The following is a 17,407-nucleotide window of genomic DNA, read 5'->3' as shown; positions in this document are numbered from 1 at the left end:
GGGCAGGGGCGGGAGGGGTTCGCGGGCCTGGGTCGCCGACGCGCCAAGCAGCAGCGCCAGCAGCCAGGCTCCCCGGCTCACCTCAATCCCCGCGGGTGACGTTCAGGCCCTTGAGCAGGTTCAGCGCCTGGCTCAGCTGGTAGTCGTCGTCCTGCGGGCGGGCCTGTGCGGACTTGGCCTTGCCGGAGCTGGGTTTGTCCGCGCCACCGTTGCCGTTGCCGAGGTGGCCGGCGAGGTCGGCTTCCTTGAAGTTCTCGCTGTCCTGCTCGCGGGTGACTTTGGCGCGGGCCACTTCCACGTCCGGGACGATGCCCTGGGCCTGGATGGAGCGGCCGTTGGGGGTGAAATACAGCGCGGTGGTGAGCTTCAGGGCGCGGTCGTTGTTCAGCGGCAGCACGGTCTGTACCGAGCCCTTGCCGAAGCTGTCGGTGCCCATCAGCACGCCACGCTTGTGGTCCTGCAGGGCGCCGGCGACGATCTCGGCCGCCGAGGCGCTGCCGCCGTTGATCAGCACCACCAGCGGTACGCCTTCGCTGGCGTCGGCCGGGTCGGCGGAGAAGCGCAGCTCGGAGTTGGCGATACGGCCCTTGGTGTAGACGATCAGGCCCTTGGTGAGGAAGTGGTCAGCCACTTCCACCGCGGACTGCAGCACGCCGCCGGGGTTGTTGCGCAGGTCGAGGACCAAGCCGGCGAGCTTCTTGTCGCTGTTTTCCTTGCGCAGCTTGGCCAGCGCCTTGCCCACTTCCTCGCCGGTGTTGACCTGGAACTGGGTGATGCGGATGTAGCCGTAGTTCTTGTCCAGCAGCTGGCTCTTCACGCTCTTGACCTTGATCACGGCGCGCTTGAGCTCGACGTCGAAGGGCTGGCCGCCCTCGCGTACCAGGGTCAGGACGATGGGGCTGCCGGCCTTGCCGCGCATCTTATCCACGGCTTCCATCATCGACAGGCCCTTGGTGGGCTGGCCGTCGATCTTGACGATCAGGTCGCCCGGCTGGATGCCGGCCTTGGATGCGGGGGTGTCGTCGATGGGCGAGACCACCTTGATGAAGCCGTCCTCGGTGCCCACCTCGATGCCCAGGCCGCCGAACTCGCCGCTGGTGCTTTCCTGCAGTTCCTGGAAGGCCTCGGGCTCCAGGTAGGCGGAGTGCGGGTCGAGGTTGCTGAGCATGCCCTTGATGGCGTTCTCCAGCAGGGTCTTGTCGTCCACCGGCTCGACGTAGGCGGATTTGATCCGGTCCAGCACCTCGGCGAAGGTGCGCAGCTCGTCCAGGGGCAGCGGTGCCTTGCCGTTCGCCATCGGCGCCTGGGCGGGTGCCGTTGCCGGCGGCTCCTGGGCGGCGTTGGCGAACGAGGCGCCACCGATCAGTGCCAGGGCCATGGCCAGGGAGGTAAGGCGGGACAGATGCGGCATGCGAATCAACTCCTACTGGATGAAGTGGCGCTTATCCTTGCGCTCGGCACCATTGCGCGGGGTCGCTGGGGCGGCCCTGCTGGCGAATGGCGAAATACAACGCGGGCGTGTCCTGCCCGCCACTGGTGCCGACGGTGGCGATGGATTCCCCCGCCTTGACGATGTCGCCGGCATTTTTCAACAGGCTCTGGTTGTGCCCGTACAGGCTGAGGAAACCGTTGCCGTGGTCGAGGATGACCAGCAACCCGGCTCCACGCAACCAGTCGGCGAATACCACGCGCCCCCCATGTACGGCACGCACCTGGCTGCCTGCGCTGGCGCCGATGAGCACGCCATCCCACTTAGTTCGTGCGTCTTCGCCGCGAGGAGTTCCAAATCTTGCAACGAGACGGCCGTCGACCGGCCAGGGCAGCTTGCCCCGGGCGCTGGCGAAAGGGCCGCCGTAATTGCCCCCGGTGCTTGAAACCAGGGGCCCGGAGATGGATTTGGCTGTGGCCGGGGAGCGCTTGAGCTCGTCTTCCTGGCGCTGCCGTTCGGCCAGCTCGCGCTTGTGCGCTTCCTCGGCTTCGCGGGCCTGGCGGGCAAGGGTTTCCTCGATGGTCTTGAGCACCTTGCCGAGGTCGGCCTGCTCCTGCTGGCGCGCCTTGAGCTTCTGGTCGCGGTCGGTCACGTCCTTGTTGAGCTTGGCCAGGGCCAGCTGGCGCTCCTTGCGCAGGCCGGCGAGCTGCTCGCGACGGCCGTCCAGGGCGCTTTTCTGCTCGATGAGCGCGGCCTGCTGGGTGGCCATGTCGCGCTCGACGTTGGCCAACTGGCGCAGGGTCTCGTTGAAGGCGTCGAGCTGTTCCAGGCGGGCCTTGCTGAGGTAGTCGTAGTAGGTGAGGGTGCGGGCGAATTTCTCGGGGTGCTGCTGGTTGAGCAGCAGCTTGAGGTATTCCTGCTGGCCGCTCTGGTAGGCCGCGCGGGCCTGGATGCCGATCAGCCGTTGCTGTTCAAGACGCGCGCCCTGGAGTTTTTTTTTCTCCTGGTCCAGGCGCTTGACCTCGTCTTCGCCCTTGTCGAGCTCCTGCTGCAGGTCCTTGACCTGTTTCTCCAGCTGGCCCATGTCGGACTCGGTCTTCTTCAGGTCCTGCTGCACGCCGCTCTTTTCCTGCTGCAGCTGCTGCAGGAGCTTCTTCAGCTCGGCGACGTCCTTGGCGGCCTGATCCAGCTGCTGCTGGGTCTGCGCGCGCTCATCGGCGATGGCCGGGGTGAGCAGGCAGGCAAGGAGGAAGAGGGCGAGGACGCGAAACATGGGGAGGTGCGGCACCAGGGAGGAGGACCGGCCTAGTATGCCCGTCGCGCTCGGCAAAAAAAACGCCCCGAAGCCTGAGCTTTGGGGCGTTCGACACGAAACCGCTGCGCCGGTGGTCGGCGCGCTGCTCATTTCAGCTCGACGATGGTCTTGCCGGTCATCTCGGCCGGCACCGGCAGGCCCATCAGGGTCAGCAGGGTCGGCGCCACGTCGGCGAGCACGCCGCCTTCGCGCAGGCTCACCTGGCGCTTGCCGTAATAGATGAAGGGCACCGGCTCACAGGTGTGCGCGGTGTGCGCCTGGCCGGTCATTTCGTCTTCCATCTGCTCGACGTTGCCGTGGTCGGCGGTGATCAGCGCTTCACCGCCGACCTTGTCGAGGGCCGTGGTGATGCGGCCGAGGCAGGTGTCCAGGCACTCGACGGCCTTGACCGCGGCCTCGAACACGCCGGTGTGGCCGACCATGTCGCCGTTGGCGTAGTTCACGATGATCACGTCGTAGCGCAGGTTCTCGATGGCGTCGACGATGCGGTCGGTCACCTCGGGGGCGCTCATTTCCGGCTGCAGGTCGTAGGTGGCGACCTTGGGCGACGGGATGAGGATGCGTTCCTCGCCTTCGAAGGGCTCTTCGCGGCCGCCGGAGAAGAAGAAGGTCACGTGGGCGTACTTCTCGGTCTCGGCGATGCGCAGCTGGGTCTTGCCGTTGGCGGCCAGGTATTCGCCCAGCACGTTGTTCAGCGATTCGGGCTTGTAGGCGCTGGGCGCGGGGATGCTGGCGGCGTACTGGGTGAGCATCACGTAGCCGGCCAGGGCGATCTCGCGCTGGCGCGGGAACTCCTTGAAGCCGGGCTCGACGAAGGCGCGGGACAGCTCGCGGGCGCGGTCGGCGCGGAAGTTCATGAAGATCACCGCGTCGCCATCTTCCACCGGGGCGGCGTCGCCGATACGGGTGGCCTTGACGAATTCGTCGCTCTCGCCGCGCTCGTAGGCGGCGGCCAGGCCTTCGGCGGCGCTGGCGGCGGTGAACTCGGACCGGCCTTCGGTGATGAGGTTGTAGGCGGCTTCGACGCGGTCCCAGCGGTTGTCGCGGTCCATGGCGAAGTAGCGGCCGATCAGGCTGGCGATGCGGCCCTTGCCGAGGCGGGCGAAGGCGTCGTCGAGCAGCTTGATGGACGGCTCGGCGCTCTTCGGCGGGGTGTCGCGGCCGTCGAGGAAGGCGTGCAGGTAGATCTTCTCGGCACCGCGCTGGGCGGCCAGTTCGGCCATGGCGACCAGGTGGTCCTGGTGGCTGTGCACGCCGCCGTCGGAGAGCAGGCCCATGAAGTGCACGGCCTTGCCGGCGGCGACGGCCTTGTCCACGGCTTCGACGATCACCGGGTTGGTGAAGAACTCGCCATCGCGGATGGCCTTGGTGACGCGGGTGAAGTCCTGGTACACCACGCGGCCGGCGCCGAGGTTCATGTGGCCGACCTCGGAGTTGCCCATCTGCCCGTCGGGCAGGCCCACGTCCATGCCGCTGCCGGAGATCAGGCCGTGGGGCTGGGTGGCCAGCAGGCGGTCGTACACCGGTTTGGTGGCCGCGTAGATGGCGTTGTATTCGGGACTGTCGCTGTGACCGAAGCCGTCCAGGATGATCAGAACCAGGGGTTTGGGCGTGGCTGTCATAAGTCCGACTCGCATGGCACAAGAAGATCAAAAAGGGAGCGGCATTTTACGTACAAGTTCCTTGTACGTCACCGCCGTGCGGGGTTTGGTGGACCTGTGGTGCTGTGTATACTGGCCGGCATTTTACCGTCCCGGGACCCGTCGATGTTCGCCCACCTGATTGAATTTGCCACTAACCACTATGTGCTGAGCGCATCCTTCGTCGTCCTGCTGGTGCTGCTGATCGCCCACGAACTGCGTCGTGGTGGCCGCAGCATCAGCACCCGCGAGCTCACCGCGCTGGTCAACGGTGGCCAGGGCATCGTCCTCGACGTGCGCAGCAACAAGGATTTCGCCGCCGGTCGCATCGTCGACTCGCTGAACATCCCCTACGAAAAGCTGGCTGCTCGCCTTGCGGAGCTGGATAAGCATAAGGACAAGACCATCATAGTGGTCGACACCATGGGCCAGCACGCTGGCACTGTCTGCCGTGACCTGCAAAAAGCCGGCTTCACCGCCCTCAAGCTGTCTGGCGGCATCGGCAGCTGGCGCGGCGAAAACCTGCCGTTGGTGAAGTGAATATGGCTGCCGTCGTCATCTATTCCAGCGATTGGTGCCCTTACTGTATCCGGGCCAAGCAATTGCTCGGCAACAAGGGCGTCCAGTACGAAGAGATCCGTGTCGATGGCAAGCCCGACGTCCGCGCCGAGATGACCCGCAAGGCGGGGCGTACCTCGGTGCCGCAGATATGGATCGGTTCGACCCATGTGGGCGGCTGTGACGACCTTTATGCCCTTGAGCGGGCGGGCAAGCTGGATGCTCTGCTCAAGGCGTGACCCCACTAGAAACGTACGAACAAGAAGGCTCTGCCATGACTGAACAAGCAAGCAACGGCGCTTCCCAGGAAGCCCAGAACCCGCAATTCTCGCTGCAGCGTATCTATGTGCGTGACCTGTCCTTCGAGGCCCCCAAGAGCCCCGAGATCTTCCGTCAGGAGTGGACCCCGAGCGTGGCGCTGGACCTGAACACCCGCCAGAAGTCGCTGGACGGTGATTTCCACGAAGTGGTGCTGACCCTCTCCGTGACCGTGAAGAACGGCGAAGAGACCGCCTTCATCGCCGAAGTGCAGCAGGCCGGCATCTTCCTGATCAAGGGCCTGGATGCGGCTTCCATGAGCCACACCCTGGGTGCCTTCTGCCCGAACATCCTGTTCCCCTACGCCCGCGAAACCCTGGACAGCCTCGTCGTACGTGGCTCCTTCCCGGCGCTGATGCTGGCTCCGGTGAACTTCGACGCCCTGTACGCGCAGGAAATGGCGCGCCTGCAGGCCGCCGGCGAAGCCCCGGCCAACGCCTGATCCGCGCTGGATGAAAAAAAGCGCCCCTCGGGGCGCTTTTTTGTGGGCGGGCGATGGCCCTCAGTCCAGGCTGAAACCGTGCTGGCGCCAGGCCTCGTAGACCGCCACCGCCACCGTGTTGGACAGGTTCAGGCTGCGGCAGCCGGGGCGCATGGGCAGGAGCAGGCGCTGCTCGGGCGGCAGGGCGTTGCGCACCTCCTCCGGCAGGCCGCGGCTTTCTGGGCCGAAAAGAAAGGCGTCGCCCTTCTCGAAGGCAACCTCGTGGAACAGCTGCGTGCCCTTGGTGGTGAAGGCGAACACGCGGGGGTGCCCCAGGCTCGCCAGGCAGCTTTCCAGGTCGGCGTGGCGCTGCAGGGTGGCGTACTCATGGTAGTCCAGCCCGGCGCGGCGCAGGCGCTTGTCGTCGAGCTCGAAACCCAGGGGTTCGATCAGGTGCAGGTGGCAGCCCGAGTTGGCGCACAGCCTGATAATGTTGCCGGTGTTCGGCGGAATTTCCGGTTGAAAAAGGATGACGTGAAACATGCGTGGCCCCCAGCGCCAAAACCGGCGGCATTCTACTCCCGATGAGGACCCGAGGCGGCGCATGTGGCCGCGCTTTTTAGGCTCGTTGGCGATTTTCGGACTGCTGGTGGGCATGATGATCGGCCGCCTGACCGCGCCGGGGCCCGTCCACCTGGAACGGGTGGAGGAAGTGCCGGGCGGCCTGGCGCTGTGGTTCAACGACGAACCCCGCCAGCATGCGGAGCACATGGACGGCGCGCTGGCCTTTCTCTTCGATGCCAGCGCCGAGCCGCAGCAAGGCCACCTGCAGCTGGGCGACAAGCCGCTGAACTGGCGATTGCAGATGAGTCGGAACGGGCTGTTGCTGCACTTCGTGGCCACCCGCCCCCTGCATGGGGAGTGGAGTGGTGCCGAGGTGGACGGCAAGTGGCGGCTGCAGATCAGCCTGCGGGAGGGATAAGAAAGGGGATTCCCCGGCCTGCCTGTACCAAGGTCCCCGAAACGGGTCGTCGCATCGTGCCCGGCGCCGCTTTCAAAGCGCCCGTGGCGGGAGAAGAAAGGGGAATCCCCGGCCTGCCTGTACCTGGGTCCCCAAAAGGGGTGTCGCTGCGCTGTCCGGGCCTGTGGCTGCCGTTACGGCGTGGCGGTGTAAGAAAGGGGGTTCCCCGGCCTGCCTGTACCAAGGCCCCCAAAACCGTTCCCCTTCGCCGTGCGCGCGGAGCCTGGCTCGACGCGGTGACGCTGGCAGCGAAGGGTCTTGCATAAAAGAGGGATCCCCGGCCTGCCTGTACCAAGGTCCCCGAAACTGGTTGTCTCTACCAATGCAGGGGGTGTGCCAGTTTTTATTCGTGATGCCTGTTCAGGCTCGCTTCGCATCGCTCTTCAGCTCTGAAAGTCCCGTAATTCCTGGCCTGTAGCGTTTCGCGCGCTTTTCCGTTGTTACTCGACATGACCGCCTTCAGGCCGTTTCTCGCGGATTCCTGGCCATTTTCTGAGCACGTTTTTGATGCGCCGAAGCGGTGCGTGGCACCAGCGGGGATCGTTTTTTAGCGACTGCAGCCCGGCCGGGTGCAGGTCGCGCAGGCGTCTGGATGGCTGCTCTACGGGGAGTTCGGGGCGTGGGAGGGCAAGGGAGGGAGCAGGAGCGAATCCATTCGCGGTGGGCCTTTCCGAGGGGCTTGGGGATCGGCCAGCGATCCGTCGCGAACGGACTCGCTCCTACAACGCGGAGGGCGGGGTGCCGCCGGATGCGTCACGCGGGCCAGCAGGCCCGCGTATGGAAGGGGGGAGGGGGCGGAGAGAATCAGGCGTCGTCGCCGTCGTCCTCGTCGCCGCCGTCCACCTTCATGCCCAGTTCCTTGATCTTGCGGGTCAGGGTGTTGCGACCCCAGCCCAGCAGCACGGCGGCGTCGCGACGGCGGCCGGCGGTGTGCTTGAGGGCGGTCTCGATCATGATCCGCTCGAACGATGGCACGGCGCTGTCCAGCAGGCTGGATTGGCCACGGGCCAGGGCCTGGTCGGCCCACTGACGCAGGGCCTGTTCCCAGTTGGTGACCGGGGCGGCGTCCTGGGGCTGGGTCAGCAGCTCCGGCGGCAGGTCGTCCACATGCACTTCACGGCCCGAGGCCATGACGGTGATCCAGCGGCAGGTGTTCTCCAACTGGCGCACGTTGCCCGGCCAGGGCAGGTTCTTCAGGTATTCCTCGGTCTCCGGCTTGAGCAGCTTGGGCTCTACGGCCAGCTCCTGGGCCGCACGGGCGAGGAAGTGGCGGGCCAGCGCCGGGATGTCTTCCCGGCGGTCCGACATGCGCGGGATATGAATGCGGATGACGTTGAGGCGGTGGAACAGGTCCTCGCGGAACTTGCCGGCCTGCACCAGGTTTTCCAGGTTCTGGTGGGTGGCGGCGATGATGCGCACGTCCACCTTGACCGGGGTGTGGCCGCCCACGCGGTAGAACTCGCCGTCGGCGAGCACCCGCAGCAGGCGGGTCTGGGTGTCGGCGGGCATGTCGCCGATCTCGTCGAGGAACAGGGTGCCGCCATCGGCCTGCTCGAAGCGGCCGCGTCGCTGGTTGGCTGCGCCGGTGAAGGCGCCTTTCTCGTGGCCGAACAGCTCGGATTCCATCAGGTCCTTGGGGATCGCCGCCATGTTCAGGGCGATGAAGGGCGAGCTGGCGCGGGGGCTGTGGCGATGCAGCGCATGGGCCACCAGCTCCTTGCCGGTGCCGGATTCGCCGTTGATCAGCACGGTGATATTGGAATGGCTGAGGCGGCCGATGGCGCGGAACACCTCCTGCATCGCCGGCGCCTCACCGATGATCTCGGGGGTGGGCGGCTGGCTGACCGGGGCTTCGAGGCTCTGCTGTTCCTGGGCGTGCTGGTTGGCGCGCTTGACCAGTGATACCGCCTCGTCGACGTCGAAGGGCTTGGGCAGGTATTCGAACGCGCCGCCCTGGTAGGACGCCACGGCGCTGTCCAGGTCGGAATGGGCGGTCATGATGATCACCGGCAGGCGCGGGTGCAGCTCGCGGATGCGTGCCAGCAGGTCCAGGCCGCTGGAGCCGGGCATACGGATGTCGGAAATGATCACGTCGGGCTGCTGGCGACCCAGGCGGGTGAGCACGCTGTCGGCGCTTTCGAAGCTCTGGGTGGTCATGCCTTCCTGTTGCAGAGCTTTTTCCAGGACCCAGCGGATGGAGCGGTCGTCATCGACGATCCAGACGGTTTCACTACGAGTCATGAGGATGTGGCTCCTTGTTCCAGCGGCAGGAAGATCGAGAAGACGGTGTGGCCGGGGTGGCTCTCACACTCGATCAGGCCCTGGTGCTGGCTGATGATGTTCTGGGCGATGGCCAGCCCGAGCCCGGTACCGTCGGGGCGCCCGCTGACCATGGGATAGAAGATGGTTTCCTGCAGTTCGGGCGGGATGCCCGGGCCGTTGTCGATGATCTCCACCTTTGTCACCAGGCGATGCCGGGTGTGGCCGATGGTGAACTGGCGCAGGGTGCGCGAACGCAGGGTAATGCGCCCGAGGCGCAGGTCGTTGTTGGCGGAGATGGCCTGCATGGCGTTGCGCACGATATTGAGCACGGCCTGGATCATCTGCTCGCGGTCGATGAGCACATCCGGGATGCTCGGGTCGTAGTCGCGCACCAGAGTGATGCCGCCCTGGCTCTCGGCTTCCACCAGGCTGCAGACGCGCTCCAGCACTTCGTGGACGTTGGTCATCGCCAGGGACGGCAGCTTGTTGGAGCCGAGCATGCGGTCCACCAGGTTCCGCAGGCGGTCCGCCTCTTCGATGATGACGTTGGTGTAGTCCTTCAGGTGCTCTTCCGGCAGTTCCCTGGACAGCAGTTGGGCGGCACCGCGAATGCCGCCCAGGGGGTTCTTGATCTCGTGGGCGAGGCCGCGCACCAGCAGCTTGGTGGTCTCCTGCTTGGACAGTTGCGCCTCTTCCTTGGTGATGCGCAGCAGCCGGTCGCGCGGGTGTACTTCCAGCAGCAGCAGGGTGGCGCCCTTGTTGAGGATGGGCGTCACCGCGTAGTCCACCGTCAGGGTCTGCCCGGCGAGGGAGGTGAGCATGGCTTCGCGCTTGGTGAAGGGGTGCGCCTCTTCCACCGCCTGGCGCAGCGAGGTCAGCGCCTCGGGGGATTCGGTGAACAGCTCGCTGATGAACTGGCCATGGCTGCGCTGGCCGCTGACGGCCAGAAGCATTTCCGCCGCCGGGTTCATGTACTCCAGCCGCAGGTCGGCATTGAGCAGGATCACCGCGGTGGTCAGGTTGTCGAGCAGCAGTCGGTGCAGGGCGTCGTTGATGGTCATAGGTCGGGCATCTCGGCGATGGGCAGGAAAATGCAAGAAGCAAACCAAGCCCTGAAAAGACGCGCTGAAATAGGCAACCAGCCGCTTGCGGCTGCTTTTCAGCGCAGCGCGGCGGTGCGCGGGCGAACCAAAATGGGGAGAGTATAGAAATCGGTGCAGCGTGATGCACCATTGCGGTGCATCACTGGATCAGAAGAACGGGAGGATGCCGATGATGCCTTTGTCCGGCTCCTTGGGCTTGTCCTTGAGCGGGCATTCGGGACGCACGCCGTAGTCGTCCTTCTGGCAGGGGCGGGCCTGGCGTTTCTGCGCCAGCGAGATGCGCATCATGTGCACCGGCTGGTTTGGCGTGCGCTCGATCACGCGACTCTTGTCGTCGATGATCTCCACCGCCAGCTGGTGGGTGCCGCGATCCAGGTTGGTGATGGGGAATACCGGGCTGCGGCCGGGCTCGCCCTGGGGCTTGCCGTCCAGCACCAGGCGATAGCTGTGGCCATCGCGCAGGCCGGGCTCGCTCATGGCGGTGACGATGAGGTTGCCTTCCATGTCCCGCAGCGTGGCGTCCGGCTCGGGCACCAGGATGCGCAGCACCTGGTAGCCCAGCTCGCGGGGAATGGCGGCCGGCGGCAGCACGGCGGGGGCCGTTGGCTGGGCGGTCATGCCGTTGGAGGGCGCCAGTTCGATGCGCTCGGCATTGCCGGGCTTGGGCCGGTCGGTGAAGACGCGGTTACCTTCCTCGTCGACATAGGTGTAGACCTGGGCCATCGCCGGCAGGCTGGCGAACAACAGGCAGAGCAGGATCGTGCGCATGGGTTAGTTGGCTGGCTTCGGAGTGGGTTTCGGAGGGGGCGGCGGGCGCAGCGCCGGGCTGCTGGTGTTGACCCGCTGCACGGTGAAGGTGACGGTTTCGCTCTGTTGCACGACCTGGTCACCGGCCAGTACCTGGACCGCGAGGCTGTGCTCGCCACGGTCGGCGTTGACCACCTGCAGGCGCGGCACGTTGACCTTCTGGCCCGCGGGCTTGCCGTCCAGCAGCAGCTGCAGCTGATGGCCCGGGCGCAGGCGCGGAACCAGCTGCACGCCGACGGAGAAGGTGCCGTTGTTGGCGCGCAGGGCTTCTTCGCTGGGGGCGTCGGTCAGGCGGAGTTCCTTGTACGCCGCTTCCGCCGCCTGGTCTTTCGGGGTGGCGACCTGCGTCACGGGCTTCTGCGCTTCCACGGTGTTGGTGGTGGGCAGGCTGACCTCTTCGGTCTTGGTGCCATCCGGCGGCTGGTTGGTGAAGACGGTATTGCCGTTGGCGTCGGTGTACTTGTAGATCTGCGCCGTGGCGGGGAGCGTCAGCGACAGCAGCAGGCAGGCGAGCAGGAGGCGCATGGGCCGGTCTCCTCTGGATGATGCCGCTAAGCCTTGCACCCGCGCGCCAAGCTGGCAAGTTCGGCCTGATGCGGCTGTGCGGCGCAGCCGGAAAATCGCTCGGTTCGAGGGCGTTGTTGCACGCAATCCATGCCACAAAAAAAGAGGCCTCCCGAAGGAGGCCTCTCAGTCCGTGCCGCTTGCGCGGCACGTTGCCTATGCAGGCAGCGGGATCAGACGCTGTAGTACAGGTCGTATTCCAGCGGGTGCACGAAGGTGCGCACCTTGATTTCTTCTTCGCTCTTCAGCTCGATGTAGGCATCGATGAAGTCGTCGCTGAACACGCCGCCCTTGGTCAGGAACGCACGGCCCTTGTCCAGCTCTTCCAGCGCCTCTTTCAGGCTGCCGCAAACCTGCGGGATCTCTTTCGCCTCTTCCGGCGGCAGGTCGTACAGGTTCTTGTCGGCCGCATCGCCGGGGTGGATCTTGTTCTGGATGCCGTCCAGGCCGGCCATCAGCAGAGCGGCGAAGGCCAGGTAGGGGTTGGCAGCCGGGTCCGGGAAGCGCGCTTCGATGCGGCGTGCTTTCGGGCTGGACACGTACGGGATACGGATCGAGGCGGAACGGTTGCGGGCGGAGTAGGCCAGCATGACCGGGGCTTCGAAACCGGGAACCAGACGCTTGTACGAGTTGGTCGACGGGTTGGTGAAGCCGTTCAGGGCCTTACCGTGCTTGATGATGCCGCCGATGAAGTACAGGGCGGTATCGGACAGGCCGGCATAGCCTTCACCTGCGAAGGTGTTCTTGCCGTCCTTGCCGATCGACAGGTGCACGTGCATGCCCGAGCCGTTGTCGCCGTACAGGGGCTTCGGCATGAAGGTCGCGGTCTTGCCATAGGCATCGGCGACGTTGTGCACGCAGTACTTCAGGGTCTGAACTTCGTCAGCCTTGGCGACCAGGGTGTTGAACTTCACGCCGATTTCGTTCTGACCGGCAGTCGCCACTTCGTGGTGGTGAACTTCGATGACCAGGCCCATTTCTTCCATGGCATTACACATGGCAGTACGGATTTCGTGGTCGTGGTCGCACGGCGGAACCGGGAAGTAACCGCCTTTGACGGCCGGGCGGTGGCCCTTGTTGCCGCCTTCGACGTCCTGGTCGGTCATCCACGAGCCTTGCTCGGAGATGATCTTGAACATGGAGCCGGAGATGTCGGACTTGAACTTCACTTCGTCGAAGATGAAGAACTCGGGTTCCGGGCCGACGAAGACGGTGTCACCGATACCGGTGGTCTTCAGGTATTCCTCGGCGCGCTTGGCGATGGAGCGCGGGTCGCGATCGTAGCCTTGCATGGTGCTCGGCTCGATGATGTCGCAGACCAGGATCAGGGTCGGCTCTTCGGTGAAGGGGTCCAGTACGGCGGTGCTGTCGACCGGCAGCAGGATCATGTCGGAGGCTTCGATGCCTTTCCAGCCATGGATGGACGAGCCGTCGAACATCTTGCCGACTTCGAAGAACTCGTCGTCCAGCGCGTCGCGTGCCGGCATGGTCACGTGGTGCTGCTTGCCTTTGGTATCGGTGAAGCGCAGATCAACCCACTTCACGTCATGGTCTTTAATCAGTTGAAGCGACTTCGACATGGTGTCCTCCAGGTGGTCGGGGGTGGCTGTCGTGCGAGCCCCCCAATAAAAAGGTGAAGCCGGGGCGGCATAGTCCGCCAGGGCAACCTGCCTCACAAGGGAGCAAATTGCGTGCCAGTGCCCTGGAATGGGCAAAGGCCCTAGAACTCACGCGGGCCGGGGCCTGCCGATTGATTGTGTACAGTTTTGCGCACCAATTCCGTGCTCCGTGCGTCGAGATTGCACCCGTTTGGTGCGTCGCGAAGAGGTGTGATTGATTTTGGTCAAAGCTTGAACAATTTCCGCTATAATCCGCGCCCCTCTTTTTTCAGCGTCCCAGCCAGTGCTGTTTTCATGAAACTCATCATCAAGGTCTTCCCCGAAATCACCATCAAGAGCCGGCCGGTGCGCAAGCATTTCATCCGCCAGCTCGCGAAGAACATTCGCGTGGTCTTGCGTGATCTCGACCCGGAAGTCGAGGTGAGCGGCATCTGGGACAACCTGGAACTGGTCACGACGCAGACCGACCCCAAGCTCCTTGCGGAGATGATCGAGCGCCTCACCTGCACGCCCGGCATCACCCACTTCCTGGAGGTCAACGAGTACCCGCTCGGCGACTTCGACGATGTGCTGGAAAAGTGCAAGCTGCATTACGCCGACCAGATTCCCGGGAAGATCTTCTCCGTGCGCTGCAAGCGTGCCGGCAAGCACTCGTTCACCTCGATGGAGCTGGAGAGCCATGTCGGCAGCCGCCTGCGCCGTGAGTGCAACGCCGCCGGCATCTCGCTGAAGAACCCGGAAGTGGAAGTGCGCATCGAGGTGCGCGACCAGCGCCTGTTCGTCATCCACCACCAGCACGACGGCCTGGGCGGTTACCCGCTGGGCTCGCTGGAGCAGACCCTGGTGCTGATGTCCGGTGGTTTCGACTCCACCGTCGCCGCCTACCAGATGATGCGCCGCGGCCTGATGGCGCACTTCTGCTTCTTCAACCTTGGCGGTCGTGCCCACGAGCTGGGCGTGATGGAAGTGGCCCACTACCTGTGGGAAAAGTTCGGCCGCTCCCAGCGCGTGCTGTTCATCAGCGTGCCCTTCGAGGAAGTGGTGGCCGAGATCCTCGGCAAGGTCGACAACAGCCAGATGGGCGTGATCCTCAAGCGCATGATGCTGCGGGTTTCCACGCGCATGGCCGAGCAACTGCGCATCGAGGCGCTGGTCACAGGCGAAGCCATTTCCCAGGTGTCCAGCCAGACCCTGCCGAACCTCTCGGTGATCGACTCGGCCACCGACATGCTGGTGCTGCGCCCGCTGATCGCCAGCCACAAGCAGGACATCATCGACACCGCCACCCGGATCGGCACTGCCGAGTTCGCCAAGCACATGCCCGAATACTGCGGCGTGATCTCGGTGAACCCCACCACCCGCGCCAAGCAGAGCCGCATCGAGTACGAAGAGACGCAGTTCGACATGGCCGTGCTGGAACGCGCCATCGAGCGCGCGCGCCTGATCCCCATCGACCGGGTGATCGACGAGCTGGGCCAGGACCTGAAGGTGGAGGAGGTGAGCGAGGCTCTGCCGGGGCAGATCGTCATCGACATCCGCCACCCCGACGCCCAGGAAGATGAACCGCTGGAGCTGGCGGGCATCGAAGTCCAGGCCATGCCGTTCTACGCGATCAACAGCCGCTTCAAGGAACTGGACGAAAATCGCCAGTACCTCCTCTATTGCGATAAAGGCGTCATGAGCCGCCTGCATGCTCACCATCTGCTCAGCGAGGGGCATGCCAATGTGCGCGTTTATCGCCCGGCCTAAACAGCCCGGGCTGTACGGCGGCAGCATCCGCCACCGCCCCCCCGACCAGCGGGCGGGCTGAATCGAACGTTTTTCATACAGGCCGCCTAGACTCAGCGGCGAACCGAATCCTCTGATCGAGATGCACAAGTGATCGAAAAACTACGCAACATCGCCATCATCGCCCACGTCGACCATGGCAAAACCACCCTCGTCGACAAGCTCCTGAAGCTGTCCGGCACCCTCGACCGCAAAGAAGCGGAAAGCGAGCGCGTGATGGACTCCAACGACCAGGAAAAAGAGCGCGGCATTACCATTCTGGCGAAGAACACCGCCATCAAGTGGAACGGCTACAACATCAACATCGTCGACACCCCCGGCCACGCCGACTTCGGCGGTGAGGTCGAGCGCGTGATGTCGATGGTCGACTCCGTGCTGCTGGTGGTCGACGCCCAGGACGGCCCCATGCCGCAGACCCGCTTCGTGACCCAGAAGGCGTTCAAGGCCGGCCTGCGTCCGATCGTCGTGGTCAACAAGATCGACCGTCCGGGCGCGCGCCCTGACTGGGTCATCGACCAGATCTTCGACCTGTTCGACAACCTCGGTGCCACCGACGAGCAGCTCGACTTCCCGATCGTCTACGCCAGCGCCCTGAACGGCATCGCCGGCCTCGACCACGAGAAGATGGACGACAACATGGACGCGCTGTTCCAGGCGATCATCGACCACGTCCCGGTTCCGGACGTCGACGTCGACGGCCCGTTCCAGATGCAGATCTCCCAGCTGGACTACAACAGCTTCCTCGGCGTGATCGGCATCGGCCGCATCGCCCGCGGCAAGATCAAGTCCAACACCCCGGTGGTCGCCATCAGCGACGACGGCACCAAGCGCAACGGCCGCGTCCTGAAGATCATGGGCCACTCCGGCCTGCAGCGCGTCGAAGTCGCTGAAGCCGAAGCCGGCGACATCGTCTGCGTCAGCGGCATGGAAGAGCTGTTCATCTCCGACACCCTGTGCGACCCGCAGAACGTCGAAGCCCGTCCGCCCCTGACCGTCGACCAGCCGACCGTGAGCATGACCTTCCAGGTCAACGACTCGCCCTTCGCCGGTAAGGAAGGCAAGTTCGTCACCAGCCGCAACATCAAGGACCGTCTGGAGAAGGAACTGCTGCACAACGTTGCCCTGCGCGTCGAAGCGGGCGAGTCCGCCGAGAAGTTCAAGGTCTCCGGCCGCGGTGAACTGCACCTCTCCGTACTGATCGAAACCATGCGCCGCGAAGGCTTCGAGATGGCCGTAGGCCGTCCGGAAGTGGTCATCATCGAGAAGGACGGCGACAAGCAGGAGCCCTACGAGAACGTCACCATCGACATCGAAGAGCAGCACCAGGGCTCGGTGATGGAGCAGATGGGCCTGCGCAAGGGCGATCTGACCAACATGATCCCCGACGGCAAGGGCCGTGTACGCCTGGAATACACCATCCCGGCGCGTGGCCTGATCGGCTTCCGTAACAACTTCCTGACCCTGACCTCGGGTACCGGCATCCTGACCTCGACCTTCAGCCACTACGGCCCGATCAAGGCCGGCGAAGTCAGCAACCGTCAGAACGGCGTACTGGTCTCCATGGCCACCGGCACCGCCCTGACCTACTCGCTGGAAACCCTGCAAAGCCGCGGCAAGCTGTTCCTCGGCCCAGGCGACGAGATCTACGAAGGCCAGCTGGCCGGCATCAACAGCCGTGACAACGACTTGGTGATCAACCCCACCAAGGGCAAGAAGCTCGACAACATGCGCGCATCGGGCAAAGACGAAGTCATCGCCCTGGTTCCGCCGATCCGCTTCACCCTGGAGCAGGCGCTGGAATTCATCGCCGACGACGAGCTGGTGGAAGTGACTCCGAAGTCCATCCGCCTGCGCAAGAAAATGCTGAACGAGAACGACCGCAAGCGCTACGAGCGCGCCAAGGTCTGATCTCCGATCAGTAACTGAAAAGCCCCCGCCGGAGCGATCCGGCGGGGGCTTTTCATTGAGAGGCCTGCCGCCCCTGGCTGTCCGCTGTTCATCAGGAGAGAACCATGAAAGTGACTTCCCTGGCTGGCCTGGCAGGGCTGGCCTTGCTGATCCTCGGCTGCGCATCACCGCGCGCCCTCGACACCCGCCATCTCACACGCTTCGACGAGTACCACGCCAACCTCGAGATCGCGGGCCAGCGCTACACGCTGGATGCCTACATCGTGATGTTCCAGAAGCCCTTCTATATCACCGTGCAGCGGGATGACCGCCGCCCCATGTCGATCGATGAGGCGGCGCGCGCAGCGGAGGAGTACATCAAGCCTCGGGGATGCACGGAACCGCTCGTCCGTCGTGCCGATCTGGACCGCAGCAACGCTGACAAGACCCAGTGGATGGTCGGTATCGAGTGCTGATCCGCAAGGAGCGCATGAACCTGGTCAGGGGCATCACCGAGGCCGACACCGACGGGGATGGAGATGCACCCGGAGGCGGGGTTCGGCTCACCACCGTGCGATGAGGCTGGCGCCCAACAGGGGCGGCTTTCTCGATCCACTCGGAAGGCGCTGCAGTCACTGCGACGGTCGGGCCAGCAGTCGGATCATTGATTGCGTC

The 17,407-nt window shown here is 64.7% G+C and carries 16 protein-coding genes; 7 read left to right on the top strand and 9 right to left on the bottom strand.

Going from position 1 to position 17,407, the window contains the following annotated elements; all coding sequences use genetic code 11:
- Positions 1 to 82: 82 nt before the first annotated feature.
- The 3 genes from ACXI0U_RS21850 to gpmI all read right to left on the bottom strand — a co-directional run bounded on the left by ACXI0U_RS21850 (position 83) and on the right by gpmI (position 4,366).
- On the bottom strand, positions 83 to 1,411 hold the full coding sequence (locus ACXI0U_RS21850) for a S41 family peptidase (protein ID WP_021218672.1): 1,329 nt from the start codon (positions 1,409 to 1,411) through the stop codon (positions 83 to 85).
- Positions 1,412 to 1,442: 31 nt separating this feature from the next.
- The gene (locus ACXI0U_RS21845) at positions 1,443 to 2,702 is read right to left on the bottom strand and encodes a murein hydrolase activator EnvC family protein (RefSeq protein ID WP_021218673.1); all 1,260 of its coding nucleotides are present in this window, start codon (positions 2,700 to 2,702) and stop codon (positions 1,443 to 1,445) included.
- Positions 2,703 to 2,830: 128 nt separating this feature from the next.
- Entirely contained in the window at positions 2,831 to 4,366 is a 1,536-nt protein-coding gene (gene gpmI / locus ACXI0U_RS21840; protein ID WP_423727786.1) for a 2,3-bisphosphoglycerate-independent phosphoglycerate mutase, read from the bottom strand.
- 144 nt (positions 4,367 to 4,510) lie between these two features.
- On the opposite strand from gpmI, the gene ACXI0U_RS21835 reads away from it, so the two are divergent.
- The 3 genes from ACXI0U_RS21835 to secB are packed head-to-tail and all read left to right on the top strand — an operon-like array spanning position 4,511 to position 5,702.
- On the top strand, positions 4,511 to 4,924 hold the full coding sequence (locus ACXI0U_RS21835) for a rhodanese-like domain-containing protein (protein WP_021218675.1): 414 nt from the start codon (positions 4,511 to 4,513) through the stop codon (positions 4,922 to 4,924).
- 2 nt (positions 4,925 to 4,926) lie between these two features.
- Positions 4,927 to 5,181 carry a glutaredoxin 3 gene (gene grxC, locus ACXI0U_RS21830; protein WP_021218676.1) on the top strand — a complete coding sequence of 85 codons (255 nt, stop codon included), beginning with the start codon at positions 4,927 to 4,929 and terminating at the stop codon, positions 5,179 to 5,181.
- Between the two features lie 35 nt (positions 5,182 to 5,216).
- Positions 5,217 to 5,702, top strand: coding sequence for a protein-export chaperone SecB (secB, locus tag ACXI0U_RS21825; protein WP_021218677.1), 486 nt, complete (start codon positions 5,217 to 5,219; stop codon positions 5,700 to 5,702).
- A 60-nt stretch (positions 5,703 to 5,762) separates the two neighbouring features.
- Here secB and ACXI0U_RS21820 read toward each other — a convergent pair whose 3' ends face one another.
- Complete coding sequence (locus ACXI0U_RS21820; protein WP_043240558.1) at positions 5,763 to 6,224, bottom strand: tRNA (cytidine(34)-2'-O)-methyltransferase; 462 nt, start codon at positions 6,222 to 6,224, stop codon at positions 5,763 to 5,765.
- Between ACXI0U_RS21820 and ACXI0U_RS21815 the strand changes: the two genes are divergently transcribed.
- On the top strand, positions 6,223 to 6,663 hold the full coding sequence (locus ACXI0U_RS21815) for a hypothetical protein (protein WP_431482863.1): 441 nt from the start codon (positions 6,223 to 6,225) through the stop codon (positions 6,661 to 6,663). The genes ACXI0U_RS21820 and ACXI0U_RS21815 overlap by 2 nt on opposite strands.
- An 843-nt stretch (positions 6,664 to 7,506) precedes the next feature.
- Here the strand turns inward: ACXI0U_RS21815 and ntrC are convergent.
- The 5 genes from ntrC to glnA all read right to left on the bottom strand — a co-directional run bounded on the left by ntrC (position 7,507) and on the right by glnA (position 13,018).
- Positions 7,507 to 8,943: a nitrogen regulation protein NR(I) gene (gene ntrC, locus ACXI0U_RS21810; protein WP_021222137.1), complete on the bottom strand. Its 1,437-nt coding sequence runs from the start codon at positions 8,941 to 8,943 to the stop codon at positions 7,507 to 7,509.
- Positions 8,940 to 10,025 (bottom strand): nitrogen regulation protein NR(II), encoded by a 1,086-nt coding sequence (glnL, locus tag ACXI0U_RS21805; protein ID WP_021222136.1) that lies wholly within the window; start codon positions 10,023 to 10,025, stop codon positions 8,940 to 8,942. Before glnL ends, ntrC begins: the two co-directional genes overlap by 4 nt.
- A 189-nt stretch (positions 10,026 to 10,214) precedes the next feature.
- Complete coding sequence (locus ACXI0U_RS21800) at positions 10,215 to 10,835, bottom strand: DUF4124 domain-containing protein (protein WP_479550796.1); 621 nt, start codon at positions 10,833 to 10,835, stop codon at positions 10,215 to 10,217.
- Positions 10,836 to 10,838: 3 nt separating this feature from the next.
- Positions 10,839 to 11,399 carry a DUF4124 domain-containing protein gene (locus ACXI0U_RS21795; protein ID WP_479550795.1) on the bottom strand — a complete coding sequence of 187 codons (561 nt, stop codon included), beginning with the start codon at positions 11,397 to 11,399 and terminating at the stop codon, positions 10,839 to 10,841.
- A gap of 212 nt (positions 11,400 to 11,611) precedes the next feature.
- Positions 11,612 to 13,018 carry a glutamate--ammonia ligase gene (gene glnA, locus ACXI0U_RS21790; protein ID WP_021222133.1) on the bottom strand — a complete coding sequence of 469 codons (1,407 nt, stop codon included), beginning with the start codon at positions 13,016 to 13,018 and terminating at the stop codon, positions 11,612 to 11,614.
- 333 nt (positions 13,019 to 13,351) lie between these two features.
- Here glnA and thiI point away from each other — a divergent pair, with 333 nt between their 5' ends.
- The 3 genes from thiI (at position 13,352) to ACXI0U_RS21775 (ending at position 17,208) form a co-directional block, all read left to right on the top strand.
- On the top strand, positions 13,352 to 14,806 hold the full coding sequence (gene thiI, locus ACXI0U_RS21785) for a tRNA uracil 4-sulfurtransferase ThiI (protein WP_184489731.1): 1,455 nt from the start codon (positions 13,352 to 13,354) through the stop codon (positions 14,804 to 14,806).
- A 129-nt stretch (positions 14,807 to 14,935) separates the two neighbouring features.
- The gene (typA, locus tag ACXI0U_RS21780; RefSeq protein ID WP_021222131.1) at positions 14,936 to 16,753 is read left to right on the top strand and encodes a translational GTPase TypA; all 1,818 of its coding nucleotides are present in this window, start codon (positions 14,936 to 14,938) and stop codon (positions 16,751 to 16,753) included.
- A 104-nt stretch (positions 16,754 to 16,857) separates the two neighbouring features.
- On the top strand, positions 16,858 to 17,208 hold the full coding sequence (locus ACXI0U_RS21775) for a hypothetical protein (RefSeq protein ID WP_021222130.1): 351 nt from the start codon (positions 16,858 to 16,860) through the stop codon (positions 17,206 to 17,208).
- Positions 17,209 to 17,407 lie beyond the last annotated feature (199 nt).

It is taken from the genome of Pseudomonas sp. C9D1, assembly GCF_056491235.1.
This window is presented reverse-complemented; position numbering and strand designations above follow the sequence as displayed.

What these genes read in the sequence shown, in the direction of transcription:
- thiI (WP_184489731.1), top strand. Translation starts at nt 13,352, where the DNA reads ATGAAACTCATCATCAAGGTCTTCCCCGAAATCACCATCAAGAGCCGG.
- ACXI0U_RS21845 (WP_021218673.1), bottom strand. Translation starts at nt 2,702, where the DNA reads ATGTTTCGCGTCCTCGCCCTCTTCCTCCTTGCCTGCCTGCTCACCCCG.
- ACXI0U_RS21815 (WP_431482863.1), top strand. Translation starts at nt 6,223, where the DNA reads ATGCGTGGCCCCCAGCGCCAAAACCGGCGGCATTCTACTCCCGATGAG.
- glnL (WP_021222136.1), bottom strand. Translation starts at nt 10,025, where the DNA reads ATGACCATCAACGACGCCCTGCACCGACTGCTGCTCGACAACCTGACC.
- secB (WP_021218677.1), top strand. Translation starts at nt 5,217, where the DNA reads ATGACTGAACAAGCAAGCAACGGCGCTTCCCAGGAAGCCCAGAACCCG.
- gpmI (WP_423727786.1), bottom strand. Translation starts at nt 4,366, where the DNA reads ATGACAGCCACGCCCAAACCCCTGGTTCTGATCATCCTGGACGGCTTC.
- ACXI0U_RS21775 (WP_021222130.1), top strand. Translation starts at nt 16,858, where the DNA reads ATGAAAGTGACTTCCCTGGCTGGCCTGGCAGGGCTGGCCTTGCTGATC.
- ACXI0U_RS21800 (WP_479550796.1), bottom strand. Translation starts at nt 10,835, where the DNA reads ATGCGCACGATCCTGCTCTGCCTGTTGTTCGCCAGCCTGCCGGCGATG.
- glnA (WP_021222133.1), bottom strand. Translation starts at nt 13,018, where the DNA reads ATGTCGAAGTCGCTTCAACTGATTAAAGACCATGACGTGAAGTGGGTT.
- ACXI0U_RS21795 (WP_479550795.1), bottom strand. Translation starts at nt 11,399, where the DNA reads ATGCGCCTCCTGCTCGCCTGCCTGCTGCTGTCGCTGACGCTCCCCGCC.
- ACXI0U_RS21820 (WP_043240558.1), bottom strand. Translation starts at nt 6,224, where the DNA reads ATGTTTCACGTCATCCTTTTTCAACCGGAAATTCCGCCGAACACCGGC.
- ACXI0U_RS21835 (WP_021218675.1), top strand. Translation starts at nt 4,511, where the DNA reads ATGTTCGCCCACCTGATTGAATTTGCCACTAACCACTATGTGCTGAGC.
- grxC (WP_021218676.1), top strand. Translation starts at nt 4,927, where the DNA reads ATGGCTGCCGTCGTCATCTATTCCAGCGATTGGTGCCCTTACTGTATC.
- ntrC (WP_021222137.1), bottom strand. Translation starts at nt 8,943, where the DNA reads ATGACTCGTAGTGAAACCGTCTGGATCGTCGATGACGACCGCTCCATC.
- ACXI0U_RS21850 (WP_021218672.1), bottom strand. Translation starts at nt 1,411, where the DNA reads ATGCCGCATCTGTCCCGCCTTACCTCCCTGGCCATGGCCCTGGCACTG.